Source organism: Bradyrhizobium sp. SZCCHNR1002, assembly GCF_032381435.1.
Classification (GTDB): domain Bacteria; phylum Pseudomonadota; class Alphaproteobacteria; order Rhizobiales; family Xanthobacteraceae; genus Bradyrhizobium; species Bradyrhizobium aeschynomenes.
The window spans coordinates 415,272-436,137 of sequence record NZ_JAUHIS010000003.1 but is presented as its reverse complement, the minus strand read 5'-3'; the positions used below and the strand labels follow the sequence as shown (position 1 = coordinate 436,137).

At 67.1% G+C, this 20,866-nt stretch carries 14 protein-coding genes; 8 read left to right on the top strand and 6 right to left on the bottom strand.

Features of this window, described 5'->3' with window-relative positions:
• Positions 1-14: 14 nt before the first annotated feature.
• Genes sdhA through sdhC form a run of 3 tightly spaced genes read right to left on the bottom strand, consistent with a single transcriptional unit; the run spans position 15 to position 2,650 of the window.
• On the bottom strand, positions 15-1,853 hold the full coding sequence (gene sdhA, locus QX108_RS18270) for a succinate dehydrogenase flavoprotein subunit (RefSeq protein WP_172113060.1): 1,839 nt from the start codon (positions 1,851-1,853) through the stop codon (positions 15-17).
• A 3-nt stretch (positions 1,854-1,856) separates the two neighbouring features.
• Positions 1,857-2,231, bottom strand: coding sequence for a succinate dehydrogenase, hydrophobic membrane anchor protein (gene sdhD / locus QX108_RS18265; protein WP_172113083.1), 375 nt, complete (start codon positions 2,229-2,231; stop codon positions 1,857-1,859).
• A 20-nt stretch (positions 2,232-2,251) separates the two neighbouring features.
• Positions 2,252-2,650, bottom strand: a complete 399-nt coding sequence (sdhC, locus tag QX108_RS18260) for a succinate dehydrogenase, cytochrome b556 subunit (RefSeq protein WP_015663402.1) — start codon at positions 2,648-2,650, stop codon at positions 2,252-2,254.
• A gap of 572 nt (positions 2,651-3,222) precedes the next feature.
• On the opposite strand from sdhC, the gene QX108_RS18255 reads away from it, so the two are divergent.
• Positions 3,223-3,480 (top strand): hypothetical protein, encoded by a 258-nt coding sequence (locus tag QX108_RS18255; RefSeq protein WP_315723327.1) that lies wholly within the window; start codon positions 3,223-3,225, stop codon positions 3,478-3,480.
• Positions 3,481-3,487: 7 nt separating this feature from the next.
• Here QX108_RS18255 and QX108_RS18250 read toward each other — a convergent pair whose 3' ends face one another.
• On the bottom strand, positions 3,488-5,014 hold the full coding sequence (locus tag QX108_RS18250; RefSeq protein ID WP_315781070.1) for a malonyl-CoA synthase: 1,527 nt from the start codon (positions 5,012-5,014) through the stop codon (positions 3,488-3,490).
• A gap of 182 nt (positions 5,015-5,196) precedes the next feature.
• Here QX108_RS18250 and QX108_RS18245 point away from each other — a divergent pair, with 182 nt between their 5' ends.
• Positions 5,197-5,955 carry an SDR family oxidoreductase gene (locus QX108_RS18245; RefSeq protein ID WP_315781068.1) on the top strand — a complete coding sequence of 253 codons (759 nt, stop codon included), beginning with the start codon at positions 5,197-5,199 and terminating at the stop codon, positions 5,953-5,955.
• An 864-nt stretch (positions 5,956-6,819) separates the two neighbouring features.
• On the opposite strand, the gene bamA is transcribed toward QX108_RS18245, so the two are convergent.
• The gene (gene bamA, locus QX108_RS18240; protein WP_315781066.1) at positions 6,820-9,324 is read right to left on the bottom strand and encodes an outer membrane protein assembly factor BamA; all 2,505 of its coding nucleotides are present in this window, start codon (positions 9,322-9,324) and stop codon (positions 6,820-6,822) included.
• Positions 9,325-10,222: 898 nt separating this feature from the next.
• On the opposite strand from bamA, the gene QX108_RS18235 reads away from it, so the two are divergent.
• The 3 genes from QX108_RS18235 (at position 10,223) to QX108_RS18225 (ending at position 14,867) form a co-directional block, all read left to right on the top strand.
• The gene (locus QX108_RS18235) at positions 10,223-11,437 is read left to right on the top strand and encodes an aminotransferase class I/II-fold pyridoxal phosphate-dependent enzyme (protein WP_315781063.1); all 1,215 of its coding nucleotides are present in this window, start codon (positions 10,223-10,225) and stop codon (positions 11,435-11,437) included.
• Between the two features lie 11 nt (positions 11,438-11,448).
• Positions 11,449-13,923 (top strand): DNA translocase FtsK, encoded by a 2,475-nt coding sequence (locus tag QX108_RS18230; RefSeq protein WP_315781061.1) that lies wholly within the window; start codon positions 11,449-11,451, stop codon positions 13,921-13,923.
• Between the two features lie 176 nt (positions 13,924-14,099).
• Positions 14,100-14,867, top strand: a complete 768-nt coding sequence (locus QX108_RS18225; RefSeq protein ID WP_315726535.1) for an outer membrane lipoprotein carrier protein LolA — start codon at positions 14,100-14,102, stop codon at positions 14,865-14,867.
• A gap of 16 nt (positions 14,868-14,883) precedes the next feature.
• Here QX108_RS18225 and QX108_RS18220 read toward each other — a convergent pair whose 3' ends face one another.
• Positions 14,884-15,969: a DUF2336 domain-containing protein gene (locus QX108_RS18220; RefSeq protein WP_172132611.1), complete on the bottom strand. Its 1,086-nt coding sequence runs from the start codon at positions 15,967-15,969 to the stop codon at positions 14,884-14,886.
• A gap of 228 nt (positions 15,970-16,197) precedes the next feature.
• Between QX108_RS18220 and QX108_RS18215 the strand changes: the two genes are divergently transcribed.
• The 3 genes from QX108_RS18215 to QX108_RS18205 all read left to right on the top strand — a co-directional run bounded on the left by QX108_RS18215 (position 16,198) and on the right by QX108_RS18205 (position 20,694).
• A complete protein-coding gene (locus QX108_RS18215) occupies positions 16,198-17,736 on the top strand; it encodes a YifB family Mg chelatase-like AAA ATPase (RefSeq protein WP_315781058.1) in 1,539 nt (512 codons plus the stop codon).
• 101 nt (positions 17,737-17,837) lie between these two features.
• The gene (locus tag QX108_RS18210) at positions 17,838-18,317 is read left to right on the top strand and encodes a hypothetical protein (protein ID WP_315781056.1); all 480 of its coding nucleotides are present in this window, start codon (positions 17,838-17,840) and stop codon (positions 18,315-18,317) included.
• 136 nt (positions 18,318-18,453) lie between these two features.
• Entirely contained in the window at positions 18,454-20,694 is a 2,241-nt protein-coding gene (locus tag QX108_RS18205) for a PAS domain-containing hybrid sensor histidine kinase/response regulator (RefSeq protein WP_315781055.1), read from the top strand.
• Positions 20,695-20,866 lie beyond the last annotated feature (172 nt).

The window sequence follows — 20,866 nt, the reverse complement described above, 5'->3', positions numbered from 1 at the left end:
TATGACGGACGGGCTCAGTACACCCGCGCCTTGGGCGGAATGTACTGGACGTCGTTGGTCATGGTGTAGTTGTGCACCGGGCGGTAATCGATCGTGGTCTTGCCGTCCTTGTTGTCGATCCACGCCAGCGTATGCTTCATCCAGCTCTTGTCGTCGCGATCCGGGAAGTCCTCGCGCGCATGCGCGCCGCGGCTCTCGGTGCGATTGACCGCGGAGTCCATCGTCACCACCGCCTGCGCGATGAGATTGTCAAACTCGAGCGTCTCGATCAGGTCGGAATTCCACACCAGCGAGCGGTCGGACACGGCGATGTCGCCGATGCCGCCATACACCTTGTGAATGAGGTTGTGACCTTCCTGCAGCACCTCGCCGGTGCGGAACACGGCGCAATTGGTCTGCATCACGTGCTGCATGCTCTCGCGCAGCTTCGCCGTCGGCGTACCGCCGGACGAATGGCGGTAGTGATCGAGACGGCCGAGCGCGAGGTCCGCAGAATCCTTCGGCAGATCGGGCTGCTTGCCGTTTGGCGTCAGCTTCTCGGCCAGCCGCAGCGCTGCTGCGCGGCCGAACACCACGAGGTCGATCAGCGAGTTGGAGCCGAGACGGTTGGCGCCGTGCACGGAGACGCAGGCCGCCTCACCCACCGCCATCAGGCCGGGGACGATCGCATTGTCGTCGCCGTCCTTCTTGGTCAGCACCTCGGCGTGATAGTTGGTCGGGATGCCGCCCATGTTGTAGTGCACCGTCGGCACGATCGGGATCGGCTCGCGGGTGACGTCGACATTGGCGAAGATCTTGGCCGACTCGGAGATGCCCGGCAGACGCTCGGCCAGCACCTTCGGATCGAGATGGTCGAGATGCAGGAAGATGTGGTCCTTCTTCTTGCCGACGCCGCGGCCTTCGCGGATCTCGATGGTCATCGCGCGCGAGACGACGTCGCGCGAGGCGAGGTCCTTCGCGGACGGCGCATAGCGCTCCATGAAGCGCTCGCCCTCGGAGTTGACGAGATAGCCGCCCTCGCCGCGCGCACCCTCGGTCACCAGACAGCCGGAGCCGTAGATGCCGGTCGGGTGGAATTGCACGAACTCCATGTCCTGCAACGGCAGGCCGGCGCGCAGCGCCATGCCGCCGCCGTCACCTGTGCAGGTGTGCGCCGAGGTGCAGGAGGCGTAAGCGCGGCCATAGCCGCCGGTGGCGAGAATGGTGGTCTGGGCGCGGAAGCGATGCAGCGTGCCATCATCGAGCTTCAGCGCGATCACGCCGCGGCAGACGCCCTGGTCGTCCATGATCAGGTCGATGGCGAAGAACTCGATGAAGAACTCGGCCGCATGGCGCAGCGACTGGCCATACATCGTGTGCAGCATCGCGTGACCGGTGCGGTCGGCGGCGGCGCAGGTGCGCTGCGCCTGGCCCTTGCCGTAATCCATGGTCATGCCGCCGAACGGGCGCTGGTAGATCTTGCCATCCTCGGTGCGCGAGAACGGCACGCCCCAATGTTCGAGCTCGTAGACGGCGTCCGGCGCGTTGCGCACCATGTATTCGATCGCGTCCTGGTCGCCGAGCCAGTCCGACCCCTTGACGGTGTCGTACATGTGCCAGCGCCAGTCGTCCTGATGCATGTTGCCGAGCGAGGCCGAGATGCCGCCTTGCGCCGCCACCGTGTGCGAGCGGGTCGGAAACACCTTGGTGATGCAGGCGGTGCGCAGGCCCGCCTCGCTGCAGCCCACCACGGCGCGCAGGCCCGCGCCGCCGGCGCCGACCACGACGACGTCGTAGGTGTGGTCCTCGATCGGGTAGGCTTTTCCGTTCGTCGCGGGCGCGCCGTTCGCGCTGCCATTTGCTCCGCCGGCCATGGGCTAGACTCCAGTGGACAGTTTGATGAGGGCGTAGATCGAGGCGAGCGCCACGGTCACCGCAAAGAAGTTGTTGGCCATGATCGCAACGAGCTTGAGCGGCTCGTTGTGGACGTAGTCCTCGATCACCACCTGCATGCCGATCTTCATGTGCCAGCAGCTCGCGATCACGAACAGCAGCATGATCACGGCGATCGGAATCGAGCCGAGGATCTGCGCCGCACCGGCCTGGTTGCGGCCGAGCAGCATGATCACGACCACCACGACCGGCACGATCAGCAGGGTCATCGCCACCGCGGTGATGCGCTGGCGCCAGAAATCACCGGTGCCGGAATGGGCCGCACCGAGATTGCGGACGCGGCCGAGCGGGGTCCGCATCGATTTCGCGCGTGCGTTGCTCATCGGCCGCCTCCCACTGCGTAAGCCACGATCCACACCAGAACGGTCAGGAAGATGCCGCCGATCAGGGCGCCCCAGGTGAGCGCCTCGCGCTCGTTGGCCTTGAAGCCGTAGCCGAGGTCCCAGACGAAGTGGCGGATGCCGGACAACAGGTGGTGCAGCAGCGCCCAGGTGTAGCCGAACACGATCAGACGGCCGAGGAAGCTGCCCATGAAGCCCTGGACGTAGGAATAGGCGCTGGGGCCGGATGCGGCGGCGATCAGCCACCAGGCCAGCAGCAGCGTCCCGAAATATAGTGCAACCCCGGTGGCGCGATGGACGATCGACAGGATCATCGTCAGCGTCCAGCGGTAGGTTTGCAGATGCGGCGAAAGCGGTCGTTCGATCCTGGCTGTCATTGGTTGCTTTGATGATTTCTTGTGGGCCGTGAACGGAAGGGGCTTGCGGCCGTGTGGATCGGCAAGGCGGCCTTTATTTACGGAGAAGGAACAGGTGTTGCAACGGACAAATGCCTCGAAACCGAACGGCGATTCAATGTTACGGGACAGGTGAAGAAAGGATCAATGGCCGCCGTGGCATACCAGAAGGGGGCGCCTCCCGATGCAGCGAACTAAGATTCATCTCTATTCCCTCGCTTCCGCTGCGCTCTGCATTCCCGGACCCTAAAATAACGTAGATCGTGGAGCATTGATTCACCGCTTAACTACGGTCGTGGCCTCCCCGGTTTCGCCGAGGCGCGGCTGTCGGGGCCGCTGAATCTGCAAACCTGATCGGATGGATTCGCGGGACCCGAGCGAGGCCTCCGACCTCCCGACCACGCGCCGCCGAGGCCAATCGCCACCCGCCCGCGGGCGTTCCTCCGTCCCGCACAGGCCTCTCGGCCGGTCCATTTTGTCGCATGTCGGCGTTCGACGAAGCGGCCTAGGCTGCGCGGGAACGCCGGGAAAACGGCGCATGCGAGGGAGGTCCGATGCCCGTTCCCACGGTACGGCCGACGACGACCGAACGCCCGGCTGCGTTGCCGGCGCGCAAGGCGTCTTCGCATGAGCCCGCCGAGGAGCCGCTGACCTGCGTGCTCGGCTTCACCGCCGCCGGCCTGTTCGCGGCCTGTGCCGCGCTCGCCATCCAGCACGAGATCGCATCGCTCGCCGTGCTCGAACTCGTGCTGATCTGCGCCGCGCCGCCGCTGGCCGCACTCGCAGGTCTCGCGATCGCGCGACGGCGTTAAGCCGTCGTCACTTCGTATAGATGTCCTTGTACTGATCACGCAGCACGTTCTTCTGCACCTTGCCCATGGTGTTGCGCGGCAGCTCGTCGACCACGAACACGCGCTTGGGCATCTTGAACTTGGCGAGTCGGCCGTCGAGACCCTTGAGCACGCCGGCCTCGCTGACGTCGGCGCCCGGATGCTTCACCACGACGGCGGTGACGCCCTCGCCGAAATCGGCATGCGGCACGCCGATGACGGCGGATTCCACCACGCCCGGCATGGCGTCGATCTCGCTCTCGATCTCCTTCGGATAGACGTTGAAGCCGCCGGAGATGACGAGATCCTTGCCGCGTCCGACGATGTGGACGTAGCCCTGGCTGTCGATCTTGCCGAGGTCGCCGGTGATGAAGAAGCCGTCGTCGCGGAATTCCGACTTGGTCTTCTCCGGCATCCGCCAGTAGCCCTTGAACACGTTCGGGCCCTTCACCTCGATCATGCCGATCTCGTCGCGCGCGAGCTCCTTGGCGGTCTCGGGATCGGTGACGCGCACGGAGACGCCGGGCAGCGGGAAGCCGACCGCGCCGGGCACGCGCTCGCCGTCATACGGGTTCGACGTGTTCATGTTGGTCTCGGTCATGCCGTAGCGCTCCAGCACGGCGTGGCCGGTGCGCGCGAACCACTCTCGATGGGTGTCGGCGAGCAGCGGGGCCGAGCCGGAGATGAAGAGCCGCATGTGGCTGGTCGTCTCCTTCGACAGCCGCGGGTTCTGCAACAGCCGCGTGTAGAAGGTCGGCACACCCATCAGCACCGTGGCGCGCGCCATCAGGTTGATGATCAGGTCCGGGTCGAGCTTCGGCAGGAAGATCATCGACGCCCGCGCGAACAGCGTGACGTTGCTGGCCACGAACAGGCCGTGGGTATGATAGATCGGCAGCGCGTGGATCAGCACGTCGTCCCTGGTGAAGCGCCAGTAGTCGATCAGGGTCAGCGAGTTCGAGGCGAGGTTGTCATGAGACAGCATCGCGCCCTTGGAGCGGCCGGTGGTGCCGGACGTGTAGAGGATCGCGGCGAGATCGTCCGATGTGCGCGGCACGGTGGTGAACGCGCTGTCGGCCTTGTCGGCCGCCTCGGTCAGAGAGCCCTTGCCCGACGCATCCAGCGTTTCCGCCTTGGCGCCGACCTTGGCCGCGAGCGCGCCGATGCCCTCGGCCTTGGCCGGATCGCACACCACGACCGTCGGCTCGGCGTCGCCGATGAAATAGTCGAGTTCGTTGAGCGTATAGGCCGTGTTGAGCGGCAGATAGACGCCGCCGGCCCTGACCGTGGCCAGATAAAGCACCAGACCGGAGACCGACTTCTCGGTCTGCGCCGCGACCCGGTCACCCGGCTTGACGCCACGCGCCACCAGCACGTTCGCCATCTGCCCGGCGCGCGCGACCAGGTCGCCATAGGAGATGCGCTGGCCGTCATGGGTCTCGATCGCCAGGCGGCTGGGATCGTCGAGGCCGTCGAACAGGCGGGCAAACAGATTGGCGTTGGCGGCGTGGTTCATGCAAACATTCCCCTCAAGAGCGCGGCTGGGCCGGCTGTATCAGCCGGCGGAACAACGCGCTCGACGAAGACGAAAAGGGCCGGGACGGCGGATGGCAGCGGCGGCGTCGCCTGGATTGCCGTCTCTGATCGAGGCTGCCTTAGCAAAAACGCCCTTTCGAAGGCAACGGGAGACGCAAGGAAATGACCAAGGGGAAACGGGTCGCGTGGATCACCGGTGGCGGCACCGGGATCGGTGAGGCCGGCGCGCTGGCGCTGGCCGCGGATGGCTGGACCGTCGTGGTGTCGGGCCGGCGCAAGGCGGCGCTCGATGCCGTGGTGGCGCGGATCGCAGGCGATGGCGGCGCCGCCGAGGCCGCCGTGCTCGATGTCGCCAAGGCCGCCGACGTGCAGGCGGCTGCCGACGCCATCCTGATGCGTCACGGCCGCATCGATCTCCTGGTCAATTCGGCCGGCGTGAACGTGCCGCGCCGGCGCTGGGACGACATGACGCTCGAGGGCTGGAACCAGCTGGTCGAGATCAATCTCAACGGCGTGCTGTATTGCATGAAGGCGGTGCTGCCGGCGATGCGCAAGCAGCAGGACGGCACCATCATCAACGTCTCGTCCTGGGCCGGCCGCCATGTCTCGAAGATGCCGGGCCCGGCCTACACCGCGACCAAGCACGCGGTGCTGGCGCTGACGCACTCCTTCAACATGGAGGAATGTGCGAACGGCCTGCGCGCCTGTTGCCTGATGCCGGGCGAGGTCGCGACCCCGATCCTGGAGCAGCGCCCGGTGGTGCCGAGCGCCGAGGAGCAGGCGCGCATGCTGCAGCCGGAGGACCTCGGCCGGACGATTGCGTTCGTCGCGAACATGCCGCCGCGGGTGTGCGTCAACGAGATCCTGATCAGCCCGACGTGGAATCGGGGTTTCATCCAGACGCCGGCGAACAGGGAGTGAGAAGGATCGATCGCCACCCTCGGCGTCATCGCCCGGCTTGACCGGGCGATCCAGTACTCCGAGACGCCAGTGATGGAATCCATAGGCCGCGGCGTACTGGATGCCCCGCTTTGGCGGGGCATGACAGTCAAATATGCGGAGACGTTCTCGCGACACGATGCGCCCGAGTTGTGCTGAAAGTCACCGCCCTCTTCAAAACAGAGGGCGCGGGGAAGGCCGGGCGCTGGCCGCGCCCGTGGCCCGCCTGCGGAAAAAAATGCAGGCGGCAGGTACCACAGGTCTGGCCGAGAACACCCGGCCTTCCCCGCGCAATGGTTTTAACGGCTGCTTCGCGTTCTCCCTGGTGCGCCGGCTTGCTGGCCACCATCACGAGCGCGACACGCAGACGTGCCGGCACCCGCTTGACATCAGCGTCGGGATGTCAGGACCGCGCGACTTGACCGTGCGTGCCTCGCCGTTCGTCCGCGCAACCAAGTCACGCTGCGTCGACACACGCCCATCGCATCCCACTGCCAACGTCTCGTGACGGTCGCGACACGCCCCTCATGCGGCAGCAGGGACGCGCGGAAATGTGCAGGTGATTTGCCCGACGGCACAAGGCCCGATGCTGCGACAAACTAACACGACGGGCAGTTTGCGCGTGAGGGGGATGCTGAAAACGACGTTCACCACTGTCATTCCGGGGCGTGCGCAGCACGAGCCCGGAATCCATACGCCGTGTCCGCAGTGGGTCGCACGATGTCGACCACCTGCCGTCTCACCACGGCCTGTGGTCATGGATCCCGGGCTCGCGCGGCGCGCGCCCGGGGATGACGGCGGAGAGCCTGGCTGGAGCGAACTCGACGATCCCGCGTGCACCTCGCCTCAGAACGACGTGCCGCCGCCGAACCGGAACTCCTGCACGACGTCGTATTTGCCCTTGGACAGCGGCACCGCGTAGTCGAAGCGGAGCGGGCCGAACGGGGAGGCCCAGATCAGGCCGACGCCGACGGAGGAGCGGACGACCTTGCTGTCGTCATACTGCATCGCGCATTTGCAGGTCGACGTATTGACCTCGCCAGTCGCGGCCCAGGAGGTCGGGCCCTGGTAGCCCCACAGCGAGCCGGCATCGGCGTAGACCGAGCCCTTCAGGCCGACTTCCTTGGGCAGGAACCAGAACGGCATCTGCAGCTCGGCCGAGGCGCCCCAATATTTGGTGCCGCCGAGCGCGTCGCCGGTGACGCCGAAGCTGCGATAGGTGATGTCGCGCGGGCCGATGCCGTTGGAGGCGAAGCCGCGCACCAAGGTCGGACCCATCTGGTAGTGGTCGAGCATGCGCAGGTCCTTGTCGCCGATCTTGTTCAGCACGCCACCCTGGAGATGGATGACGCTGACGATATCGGCCACCAGCGGCGTGAAGTACTTCGCGTCCACCGCCGACTTCAGATAGCTGACATTGCCGCCGACGCCGGCAAAGTCCTGGCGCCAGTCGATCAAGAGACCGTCGGTCGGGTTCTTGGTGTTGTCGAGCGTGTTGTAGGTCAAGGTGTAGCCGAGCGCCGAGGTGAGCGCCGCGCCGTCGTTCAGCTCCTTGCGGACCGCCAGGCTCGACTCGCCGTCGCCGTAGCAGCCATAGCCGTAGACGCCGGAGCTGGTCGAATTGGTCGGATCCACGCCGCCGAGCACGCTCTGGATATAGGCCGGCGTCGGGTTGAAGGCGAGCAGCCCGTTGGCCGAGTTGTTGTTGCAGTTCGCGAGGTAGGACGGCAGCGTGATCTCCTGCCGGTACAGCGAGTAGCGCAGCTGCAACGACAGGTCCTCGCGCAGCTGGAAGCCGAGCCGCGGGCTGAAGCCGACGGTGCGCGTGCCGTAGCTGGTGTAGCTGTTGGCGAGTTGCTGGCGATAGGAGACGTCGAGACCGAGCGCGATGCGGTAATCGAGCAGATAGGGTTCGACGAAGGACAGCGACACGCCGCGGGTATATTGCCCGTAGGTGACGGCCGCCTTGGCATAGAGACCGCGGCCGAGGAAATTGCGCTCGGAGATCGACACCTCGGCGAGTGCACCGTCGGTGGTCGAATAGCCGCCGGAGATCGAGAAGTCGCCGGTGGATTTTTCCTCGAGGTTGACCACCAGGATGACGCGGTCGCTGGACGAGCCCGGCTCCGCCGAGATCTTCACGTCCTTGAAGAAGTCGAGGTTCTTCAGCCGCCGCTCGGCGCGGTCGACCAGCGCGCGATTATAGGCATCGCCCTCGGAGAGATCGAACTCGCGGCGGATGACGTAGTCGCGGGTACGGGTGTTGCCGCGGATCACGATGCGCTCGATATAGCTGCGCGGCCCCTCGTCGACGGAGAACACGATCGCCACGGTGTGCGCTTCCATGTTGCGATCGCCACGCGGACGCACGACCGCGAAGGCGAAGCCGCGGCGCGAGGCCTCGATCTGCATCTCCTCGACCGATTTCTCGAGCTGCTCGACGTTGTACAGCGCACCGACACTGACACGCGAATAGCCCCGCAGCGTGTTGCCGTCGAGGGCCGCGACGCTGGACTGGAACTGCACCGAGCCGACGCGATATTGCTGACCTTCCTCGATCTGGAACGTGACCAGGAACCCCTTCTTCTCCGGATCGTACTCGGTCAGCGCGGCCACGACCTGGACGTCGGCATAGCCGTTCTTCAGGTAGAAGCGGCGGATCAGGTCGCGATCGGCCTCGACGCGATCGGGATCATAGATGTCGTTGTTGCCGAGGAAGCTCAGCCAATTCGATTCGTGCGTCTTGATCACGTCGCGCAGCCGCGCCGCCGAATAGGCGTTGTTGCCGACGAAGGTGATCGACTTGACGCCGGTCTTGGCGCCCTCCTCCACGGTGAAGACGAGGTCGACACGGTTGTTGGGCTGCTCGATGATCTCGGGCGTGACGCGCACGTCGTAGCGGCCGGAGCGGCGGTAGATCTCGGCGATGCGCTGCGCGTCGGACTGCACCATCGGGCGCGACAGCGTGCCGCGCGGCTTCGACTGCACTTCGGCCGTGAGCTGCTCGTCCTTGACCTTCTTGTTGCCCTCGAAGGCGACGCGGCCGATCACGGGGTTCTCGACCACGCGGACGATCAGCCGGCCGCCCTGCTGCTCGATCTTCACGTCTGCGAACAGCCCGGTCCCGACCAGCGCCTTGAGCCCGTCATCGACCTGGCCGGCGTCGAGCGTGCCGGCAGCTCCCGGCTTGAAGTAGGAGCGGATGGTGTCGGCCTCGATGCGCCTGTTGCCCTCGACGGTGATCGAGCTCGCAGCCACGGCGGGCGCCGCCACCGCCCTATCGGGCAGCGACGAAACGGGCATGGCCAGCAACATCAGGGCAAGCAAGCCCGGCAGTCTCAGACGCATCATCGACGCTCTTTCGAAATGGAAGTCTCCGGCGCGCCGCACCTGTCGGCACGCCCACGGGAATCGGTGATGCCCGTCAAAGATGGTCGAGATGCGCCAATCTCGTTTCGCGAAATGTCGATTGATGCCGGGTGTGACGAAGTATTTCCGGTCAGACAAACTAACAGCGCAGCGAGGGGCCCGCAGCTATCCGCCCATACTGAAGTGCGGCATTCTCACTGGCACCGGGAAGCCACAGCCGGCGTGGACATCTCCGTTAAGAAATCGGCCGGGCCGCGCAGCACGGGACGTCTTCCGACATCAAATTCTACAAAACGACGAACACCGGCAATACGCCGGAAAAACGATCGTGCTAACTGGTGAGCATCCGAACTAAGCCCCCAAGTAGTTCGGCCAAGGCCCGGTGCGCGCAGATTCCCATGCTTATTCCGGCGCACCGGGCCGCCCGTTCTTCGAGTTGACGCGATGCCAGCAGATGCGCCCTCTCCCCGTGTGGGCCCCCGTGTGGGAGAGGGCATGTACGAGGGTGCGGCAGGCGCGGTTAGGTGAGGGGTTTCTCTCCACGAGTGACGCGCGCGGAGAGAGACCCCTCACCCAAGCGCGTGCGCGGAAAAGCCGTTGATGCCCTCTCCCACAAGGGGAGCGGGCGCTGTATCGGAGAGCGCGCTCGCGGCTGCCGGCCTATCCGACGCCCGACCGGTTCCCTCCGCCGGCGCCCGAATCACCACAATGTCCGCCGCTGTTGCGAAATTGCCTCTGGATCGGGCGAGGAAAAGCGATCAAAACGGGCGGCAGCGCCGATGGTTAATCGCGTCTTAACCTCGCCCCACCTATGGTGACCGCAACGGCACCGGTTCATGGGCGATCGGCGGCTTCCACTGGTTTGGCGCGCGTTTTACGTATGGCAATGACCGCTTCATCCCCCGCGCCCGCTGGCGCCAGCCATTCGGAGAGCGAACGCTCGCCGTTTGCGCGGCTGAACGAGCTGCTCGCCCCCTACCAGCCGGGCAAGCCGATGATCACGCTCGCCGTCGGCGAGCCGCAGCATCCGGTGCCGGATTTCGTCGGCCCGGTGCTGGCGCAGCACATCGCGGATTTCGGCCGCTATCCCGCCGCCAAGGGCATCGAGCCGTTTCGCAAGGCGGCGGCCGGCTGGCTGGCGCGCCGATTCGCGCTGCCGCGCGCGGTCGATCCCGAGCATGAAATCCTGGTGCTGAACGGCAGCCGCGAGGGCCTGTTCTTCGCCGCGCATGCCGCGCTTCGTCATGTCGGCCCGCGCCGCGGCAAGCCCGCGATCCTGATGCCGAACCCGTTCTATCCGGTGTATGGCGTCGGCGCCCGCACCGCCGGCTGCGACTCCGTCTATCTGCCGACGACGCGCGACAACGGCTTCCTGCCGGACCTCGACGCGATCGACGAGGCGACCTTGGCGCGCACGGTCGCGTTCTACATCGCCACGCCGGCGAACCCGCAGGGATCCGTGGCATCAGCGGACTACATGCGCAAGCTGGTCCGGCTCGCCAACCGCTTCGGCTTCCTGATCTTCAGCGACGAATGCTATTCGGAGATCTACACGAAGGCGGCGCCCGGCAGCATGCTCGAGCATGCCGGGCCCGACTACAGCAACGTCGTCGCGTTCCAGTCGCTGTCGAAGCGCTCCAACGTGCCGGGCATGCGGATCGGCTTCGCCGCCGGCGACCGCAAGTTTCTCGCCGCCTTCCATGAGCTGCGCAACGTCGCCGCGCCGCAGGTGCCGGTGCCGCTGCAGCACGTCGCGGTTGCCGCCTATGCGGACGAGGATCACGTCGAGGAGAACCGGCGGCTGTACCGCGCCAAGTTCGATCTCGCCGACCAGATCATCGGCAACCGCTACGGCTACAGGAGACCCGATGGCGGCTTCTGCGTCTGGCTCGACGTCGCCGATCGCGGCGGTGACGAGGAGGTGACGGTCAGGCTGTATCGCGACGCTGGCGTGCGCGTGGTGCCCGGCAGCTATCTGGCGCGGTTGCAACCCAACGGCTTCAATCCGGGCGTCGGCTATATCCGGCTGGCGCTGGTCGCTGACGCCGCCTCGACCGGCGAGGCGCTGCACCGGCTGGTCGAGACGTTGGGGTAATCGCGGGGCGGATGCGGATGCCGGCGATCGAACGAGTCATTCCCCTGGTCAACCATCTGCCGACCTCGCTGCGCGAGGCGCTGGTGCGGCGGCTGCGCGAGCTCGCCGGCCTCTGTCTGATCGCGCTGTGCGGCGTCGCCGCCGCGGCACTGATGACCTGGTCGGTGCAGGACCCGAGCCTGTCCCACGCCACCTCGCGCGCGATCCGCAACATCGTCGGCTATCCCGGCGCGATCAGTGCCGACCTGCTGATGCAGATCCTGGGCCTCGGCTCGATCATGGCGATCCTGCCGCTGGCGATCCGCGGCTGGCGGATGATGACGCACCGGCCGTTCGACCGCGAGGCGCTGCGCTTCGGCGCCTGGGTTCTCGGCGCGGTCATCGCCGCGGGCCTCGCCAGCTGCTGGCCGCGCTCGCATGCCTGGCCGCTGCCGACCGGTTTGGGCGGCGTCGTCGGCGATGCCCTGGTACGCGCGCCGGCCGTGGTGTTCGGACCGCCCGGCCTGATCTACCGCCTCGTGCTCGGCACGCTGCTGCTGGTCGCGATGATCGGCTGCCTGCTGGTGGCCGGCGGCATGGGCGCGAAGGACGCCGATCCGAGCCTGCTTGCCGACGAGGAGGATGATACGCCGCTGTCCGACCCCGAGGATGACGACGATCGCAAGGCGATCCGGCTGGGCTGGGTGTTCCACGCGATCATGAGCGCCAAGGCACAGATCGGCTGGTTCCTCTCGACGGCCTATCGCGCGCTGGTCTCCTCCGGCCCGCAGCCGCGCACGGCCGCGGCCGGCCGGCAGGAGCCGAGCCTGGCGCGCGGCCAGAAGAAGCCGACGCTCGCGCCCGAGATGGACGGAGACGAGGGCGAGGAGGAAGAGGCCGGCGAAGACGAGGAGGACGAAGAGGAGGAGGAGCCTGCTCCGAAGTCGCGCAAGAAGCCGGCGCCGAAGACTCCTGCCAAAAAGTCCAACGACAAATACGACCTGCCGTCGGTCTCGATGCTGGCGGCGCCGAAATCCTCCGATCGCCAGCCGCTGTCGAAGAGCGAGCTGGAGGCCAATTCGCGCGCGCTGGAAGGCGTGCTGCAGGATTTCGGCGTGCGCGGCGAGATCGTCAAGGCGCATCCCGGCCCGGTCGTCACGCTGTACGAGCTGGAGCCGGCGCCCGGCATCAAGTCGTCGCGCGTGATCGGCCTCGCCGACGACATCGCGCGCTCGATGAGCGCGCTGTCGGCGCGCGTCGCCGTCGTGCCCGGCCGCAACGCCATCGGCATCGAGCTGCCCAACGTGCATCGCGAGAAGGTCTATCTGCGCGAGCTCTTGGTGGCCAAGGAGGCGACGGAGAGCGTCGCCAAGCTGCCGCTCTGCCTCGGCAAGAACATCGGCGGCGAATCCATCATCATCGACCTCGCCCGCACCCCGCACATGCTGATCGCCGGCACCACCGGCTCGGGCAAGTCGGTCGCCATCAACACTATGATCCTCAGCCTGGTCTATCGCCTGCGGCCCGACCAGTGCCGGCTGATCATGGTCGACCCGAAGATGCTCGAACTCTCCGTCTATGACGGCATTCCCCATCTGCTGACGCCCGTCGTGACCGACCCGAAGAAGGCCGTCGTCGCGCTGAAATGGGCCGTGCGCGAGATGGAGGAGCGCTACAAGAAGATGGCCAAGCTCGGCGTGCGCAACATCGACGGCTACAATGCGCGCCTCGCGGAAGCCCGCAACAAGGGCGAGGAGCTGACGCGCACCGTCCATACCGGCTTCGACAAGGAGACCGGCAAGGCGATCTACGAGGAGGAGAAGCTCGACCTCGATCCCCTGCCCTACATCGTCATCATCGTCGACGAGATGGCCGACCTGATGATGGTCGCCGGCAAGGACATCGAGGGCACGGTGCAGCGCCTCGCGCAGATGGCGCGCGCCGCCGGCCTGCACGTCATCCTGGCGACGCAGCGTCCGTCGGTCGACGTCATCACCGGCACCATTAAGGCGAACTTCCCGACCCGTATCTCCTTCCAGGTGACGTCGAAGATCGACAGCCGCACCATTCTCGGCGAGATGGGCGCCGAGCAGCTGCTCGGCCAAGGCGACATGCTCTACATGGCCGGCGGCGGCCGCATCAGCCGCGTGCACGGCCCGTTCTGCTCCGACGAGGAGGTCGAGAAGGTGGTGCGCCACCTCAAGGCGCAGGGCTCGCCGGAATATCTCGAGGCGGTCACCGCCGAGGAACCGAGCGAGGAGGACGGCGCGGTGTTCGACGCCACCGGCATGGGCGGCGGCGGGGGCGACGACCTGTTCTCCCAGGCGGTCGCCGTGGTCAAACGCGACCGCAAGGCCTCCACCAGCTACATTCAGCGCCGGCTGCAGATCGGCTATAACAAGGCCGCTTCGCTGATGGAGCGCATGGAACAGGAAGGCATCGTCGGCCAGGCCAACCACGCCGGCAAGCGCGAGATCCTGGTGCCCGAGGAGGAAGGCGGGTTCTGACGGCGCCCTTTGGTCCCAGATCTGCCGTTTCCAGGTCGTAACTTCACGCAATTACGATCACGCTGACCGACCGAACCACGATAGAAACGCGTAAGAATCAGGACGTCGTTTTGAAAAGCCCCTTGTTGAACAACCCCTTTTCGCTTCCGCCCGGACGCCGCCTGTCCGCCCGGCTGATGGCCTGCGCCGTTGCGGCCAGCGCCCTGACCGGCGTCGCCGGCCACGCGACCGCCCAGACCACGCCGGCCCCGAAATCCGCGGCGAAGAGCGGCTCCCAGCTCAGCGCCTCCGAGCAGCAGCGCGGCGGTCAGACGACCACCCAGACCGTGCCGCCCAACCCGGTCATTCCCGATCCGCGGCGCAACGTGCCGGCCAGCATCTTCACCTCGTTCGACGCCAACCAGAAGGCGCAGGCCGCCAAGGTCAGTGCCTATCTGTCGTCGCTGCAGACGCTGGTCGGGAACTTCGTCCAGGTCGGCCCCGACGGCAGCAAGACCAAGGGCGATTTCTACATCCAGAAGCCGGGCAAGGTGCGCTTCGAATATGATCCGCCGACGCCGATCGACATCGTGGCCGACGGCTCGTCGCTGGTCGTCCGCGACCGCAAGCTGGCGACCCAGGACGTCTATCCGCTCTCGCAGACGCCGTTGCGCTATCTGTTGTCGGACCGCATCGACCTGCTGAAGGACACCAACGTGATCGCCGTCGCCGCCGACGATCTCTACGTCACGATCACGATCGAGGAAAAGCAGGCGCTGATCGGCACCAGCCGGCTGATGCTGATGCTCGGCGCCAAGGACGGCCAGCTCAAGCAGTGGACCGTGACCGATCCGCAGGGCTACGACACGACGGTCGCCGTCTACAATCTCGACACCACCAAGAAGCTCGATCCGGCGATGTTCAAGATCGACTTCACGACCTACCCGTCGACGCCGCCGGGCTGACGCAGCCGCTTCGTGCTCAGCCGGCTTCGAGCCCGCGCACCTTCCACTGCGCTTCCGACAGCGCGAGCTTCTCGAAGCGCTTGCGCGCCTCGTCGAGATCGTCGGCCGCGATCGCGTCGCAGCTCGGTCGGGCGCGCAGGATCATGGCGGTGGTCGCCCAGCTGAGCCGCGCCGCCTTGCAGGCGAGCAGCAGGTCCGTGAGGCGATCCTCCTGCAACAGCGATTCGATCGTCTCGATCGAGACTACGCAGAGCAGCGCCAGCGCCGCGATCACCGCGGGGAAATCGCCGGTCACGCAGAAGCGGTTGACGGCGGAGTCGCCGAGCTTGCCGCTGCGGTTGAGCGTGGCGACCTCGGCCTTGACCTGCTCGTAATCCCAGATCGCGCGCATCGCCGCGCCGGCCGAGCGTGTCGGAGCAGCCTGCAGCGTGGCGCGGGTGGCGGGCGGCGCCGCCTTGATGAAGCGGGTGCGGGCGCCCTCGCTCGCGGCGGCGACGAAGGCGCGCGACAGCTTGGCCGGCAGATCGTTGCGCAGCGCCAGCTTCTCGGCGAGATCCTCGTCGCGCTCGGCGATCTTGAACAGGCTGCGATAGCCGTCCTCGGACAGTTTCGCGGTCAGGTTCTGCGCCAGCGCCATGCGCACCGGCGGAAAGCCGCGCGCGATCAGCTGTGTCGTGAGGCTGTCGCCGATGCCCCGGCGGGCGGCGATCGCAACCAGATGCGCCGGGCTCGAGCTCCTGATGAACTCGGCAAGGTCGCGCTCGGTCAGGACCTGTGCCTTCGCCAGCATCGGCCCGGCGACACGCAGCTCCGGATGAACCGCCAGCAGCCGCGCGGTGCCGTAAGGCGCGCGCTCGACGCCGGCGAGCGCCATGCTCAGCTCGGCCAGCACGTCGGTCGCCACCTGGGGCATCAGGCGGGCGAACATCTGGTCGTAGAGATCGAGCTGCTCGGCGGGCGCCGGCCGCGGCCCGGCCAGGAACAGGCTCGTCGTGCGTCGCAGAATGTCGGTGGCGAGCTCGGACACCGTCCGCGCCTCGACGGCGGGCGACTTGGCGGCGGGCGACTTGGCGGCCGGAGCGGCCGAAGGCGCTGGGGGCATCACACATCTCTTCTTGTCGGCACCCGTCGCTGTGATCGGGCGCAGGTCGATCAGCAATTTGCGAAAGAATGCGAAGGCCGGACTAAAGGGGCGTTAAGCTCAGTGCGGTCGCAGGAGGCTGCACAGGGCCGTCGTTAATGGATTGCCTCGCCAAGCGGCCCCTATGTTCCCGTATTGTTCTTGCGGATATCGCCCGCTTCCGCTAGCCTCTCGGGCGGGAGGGGCATCATGGTCCAGCGCGTTTCCACCGTTGCCTTCGAGGGGATCGAGGCCCGCGCGGTCGACGTGCAGGTCCAGGTTGCACCCGGCCTGCCGGCATTCGCGATCGTCGGGCTGCCGGACAAGGCGGTGTCGGAGGCGCGCGAGCGGGTGCGCTCGGCGCTGATCGCCTCGGGGCTGGCGCTGCCGGCGCGGCGGATCACCGTCAATCTGGCGCCTGCCGACGTGCCCAAGGAAGGCAGCCATTACGATCTGCCGATCGCGCTCGGGCTGATGGCCGCGATCGGGGCGATTCCGCCGGATGCGCTCAGCGGCTTCACGGTGCTCGGCGAGCTCGGGCTCGACGGCTCGATCGCGCCGGTGGCGGGCGTGCTGCCGGCGGCGATCGGCGCCAATGCGCGCGAGGAAGGATTGATCTGCCCGGCGGCCTGCGGCGCCGAGGCGGCATGGGCGAGCCCGGACCTGCAGATCATCGCGGCGACGTCGCTGATCCAGATCGCCAATCATTTCAAGGGCACGCAGGTGCTGTCGCGGCCGCAGCCGAAAATCCAGGAGGCACCCGCCAGCCTGCTCGACCTGCGCGACATCAAGGGCCAGGAGAGCGGCAAGCGCGCGCTCGAGATCGCCGCCGCCGGCGGGCATCATCTGCTGATGATCGGCTCGCCCGGCGCCGGCAAGTCGATGCTGGCGGCGCGGCTGCCGTCGATCCTGCCGCCGCTGTCGCCGGCCGAGCTGCTGGAAGTCTCGATGATCGCCTCGGTCGCCGGCGAGATCGAGGGCGGCGCGCTGACCAACCGGCGGCCGTTCCGCAGCCCGCATCATTCCGCGAGCATGGCGGCGCTGACCGGCGGCGGCCTGCGCGCGCGGCCCGGCGAGATCTCGCTGGCGCATCAGGGCGTGCTGTTTCTCGACGAGCTGCCGGAGTTCGATCCGCGCGTGCTGGATTCGCTGCGCCAGCCGCTGGAGAATGGCGAGGTCTCGATCTCGCGCGCCAACCACCGCGTCACCTACCCTGCCCGCTTCATGCTGGTCGCCGCGATGAATCCGTGCCGCTGCGGCAAGGCGTTCGAGCCCGGCTATGCCTGCAAGCGCGGCCGCATCGACCGCTGCACGTCGGACTATCAGATGCGCATCTCCGGCCCGCTGATGGACCGCATCGATCTGCGCATCGAGGTGCCGGCCGTCACGGCCGCGGACCTGATCCTGCCGCCGTCGAAGGAAGGCTCCGCCGAGGTCGCCGCCCGCGTCGCCGCCGCGCGCGACCTGCAGCGCGCCCGCTATGTCAAAGCGGGCCTGCCGCAGATCAGGACCAACGCCGAGGCGCCCGCCGCCGTGCTCGACGAGATCGCCAAGCTCGATGCGCCGGGCCAGAAGCTGCTGCGCGAGGCCGCCGAGACGATGCGCCTGTCGGCGCGCGGATATCACCGCGTGCTGCGCGTCGCCCGCACCCTGGCCGATCTGGACCATGTCGAGACCATCGGCCGGCTGCATCTGGCGGAGGCGCTGTCGTATCGCGCGCTGGCGGAAGACAATCGCCATGCGGCGTGAACGCCTCGTCTTTTTCAACACTCTGGTAACGACTTCTCTTTACGCTCCGACAACCATAAGGCCCGCGTTTCGTCATCAGGCCTTCCGCGTCGGTGCGTGTCATGTTGCGTTTCAAGGTCCTCGTGTCGGCCGTGCCGCTGATCGCGGCAGCGGTTGTTGCCAAGCTCGAATTGGCGCCCTCCCCGCAGCCCTGCATTGCCGTCGGTGCCGACACCGTCTCGCTCGGCTCCGCGCCCTATCCCGCCGATCTCCATGTCGACTTCACCGACGATCCCGCGCTGGCCACCGTCCGCGTGGCGCTGGCGGAGCGTCCGGAGACGGCGGATTTCGTCGTGGTCGACGATGCTCCCGCGAGGGAGGATCGGGGCTGCCGCATCAGCGCCGCAACGCAGCTCGTGGCAATCGCCGCCGATCCGCTTCCGGGTGCGCCGCGCATCTATCTCAGCGTCGACGCCGCGGCCGACGGCGATTTCGACTATCGCATCTACGTCCGCTCCAGCCGCACCACGGCAAGAGAGGCCGCCGCGCTGATCGTCGCGGCCCGTGGCCACGCATCGTCGCCGGCCAACCCGGTTCTGTGAGCCGGGCTAACGCCCGGTTCACCATCTCTGCAGCGCCAGGTCGGGCCTGCATGACCTTTCAAAGTCTCGGCAATACCGACGCCGCATGGTGCGGGTCGGCCACGACATGGGATCGACGGCACCGGGGGAGATGGACATGGGACCGTTTTTTCGCATCAGGCTGCGCCTGCGCCGGTTCATACGCCGTCATCGCACCATCGTCGCGATCCTGCGCTCGCTGATGATCTTCTCCGCCGGCTTCGGCGGCGCCTACGGCTTCATCAAGGCCAGCATCTCCGAGAATTCCGGCTACAATCCGCACACCTTTGCGATCGGCGCGAGCTTCCTGTTCGCGCTCGCCTGCGTCGGCCTGGCCACGCTGAGCATGCGGCTGCGCTTCGTCGCGAAGAAGTTTCAGAAGATCGCGCTCCACAACGAGGTGCTGGCCGACCGGAATTGGGAGCTGCAGGAGGCCGAGCAGCGCGCGCGCAATCTGTTCGAGCAGCAGGGTGACCTCATCGTGATGCGCGAGCAGGACGGCAGCATCATCTTCGTCAACGACGCCTATTGCCAGATGGCCGGTCTCGATCGCGAGAACCTGGTCGGCAGCCGCTTCGCCTTCGCGCTGATCGAGCAGGGCGACAGCGCGCTGGAGCCCAGCGGAACGCGCGTGCACGACCAGCGCATCGAGAGCGCGATCGGGCCGCGCTGGATCGCCTGGCGCGAGGCGCTGGTGCGCTCCGACGCCGGACACCCCGCCGTGCTGCAATGTGTCGGCCGTGACGTCACCGACCGCACGGAGACCGAGCGCGCGCTCGCCGACGCCCGCGATCAGGCCAATGCGGCCAACCGCGCCAAGTCGCGTTTCCTGGCGATGGCGAGCCACGAGATCCGCACGCCTCTCAACGGCATCCTCGGCATGAGCGGGCTGCTGCTTGAGACTCAGCTCACGCCGGAGCAGACCACCTACGCCAAGGCGGTGCGCACATCCGGCGAAGCGCTGATGTCGCTGATCGACGAGCTGCTCGACTATTCCAAGATCGAGGCCGGCAAGCTGGCGCTGGAGGCGCAGCCGTTCTCGCTTGCCGCGCTGATCGAGGAGATCACCGAGCTGCTGGCGCCGCGCGCCCAAGCCAAGCAGCTGGAAATTGCGGCCTACATGGATGAGCGGCTGCCGACCTGGGTGACCGGCGATGCCGCGCGGCTGCGCCAGGTGCTGCTCAACCTAGCCGGCAATGCGATCAAGTTCACGAGCAATGGCGGCGTCGCTGTCATCGCCGAGCCCGGCATTTGGCCGAACGAGATCAGCTTCCAGGTGCGCGACACCGGCATCGGCATCGCCGCCGAGGCACAGGAGCGCATCTTCCGCGAGTTCGAGCAGGCCGACGACAGCGTCGCGCGCAGCTTCGGCGGCACTGGCCTTGGGCTGGCGATCTCCGACCGCATCGTCAAGCGGATGGGGGGCCGGATCAGCCTGCAGAGCGAGCTCGGCGCCGGCTCGACCTTCGAGGTTTCCGTGCCGCTGCCGGCGGCGCTGGAGCGCGGCGAGCAGAACAGTTTTCGCGGGCCCGACCTGACCGGACAGTCGATCATGCTGATCGCGCCGCCCGGCCTGCAGGCCGAGCTGATCGAGCGGCGCCTGCAGAACTGGGGCGCGCAGACCTGTCTCGTCGCCGAGACCGAGGTCGCCGAGGCGCTGCTGCCCGAGCGGGCCTGGCACGCCGTGCTGGTGGATGATGCCATCGGCAGCGAGACGGCGCGCGGCCTCGGCATGACGGCGCAGCGTCATACGACGCGGCTGATCGTCCTGGTGACGCCGGTGAGCCGCCACGAGCTGGCGCCGACCGCCCCGTTCAACTTCTATCTGGTGAAACCGCTGCGGGCCGCATCGCTTGCTGCGCGTGTCGGATTTGACGCCGATGGCGCCGCCTCGGCGCTGATCGACGATCCCGTTCCGATGATCGCGCCGCCGATTGCGGCGCGCGCCGGCGCGGGCCTGTCGATTCTCGTGGCCGAGGACAACGACATCAATGCGCTGCTGATGCGCTCGCTGCTGACCAAGCTCGGGCATCATGCCGACATCGCCGTGCATGGCGAGGCCGCGCTCGATTCCTGGCTCGCGGCACGTTCGGCCGGCACGCCTTACGACCTGATCCTGATGGATGTGCAGATGCCCAAGCTCGACGGTATCGCTGCCGCCAAGCGCATTCGGGCGCTCGAGGCCAGTGAGCCCGGCCGCCGCACGCCGATCCTGGCGCTCACGGCGAACACGCTGGTCGAGGATCGCTATGCCTGCTTCGAGGCGGGCATGGACGGCTTCCTGGTCAAGCCGATCGACCGCGACAAGCTGGACGAGGCACTGGCCAATCTGGCGGCCGCACGGCAGGTGGCGGCATAGTTATCAGTTTGTAGCACGGGAGGTGTGCTCCCTCTCCCCGTTCTTCACGGGGAGAGGGTCGGGGTGAGGGGCAGCCACACGGGTGGTGCCAAATATCTGCCGCTCAGTGCAGCACTGCCCGTCCGTTGGACCTGCGACGCGGCTGCGTATGTGCCATGCCCCTCACCCGGAT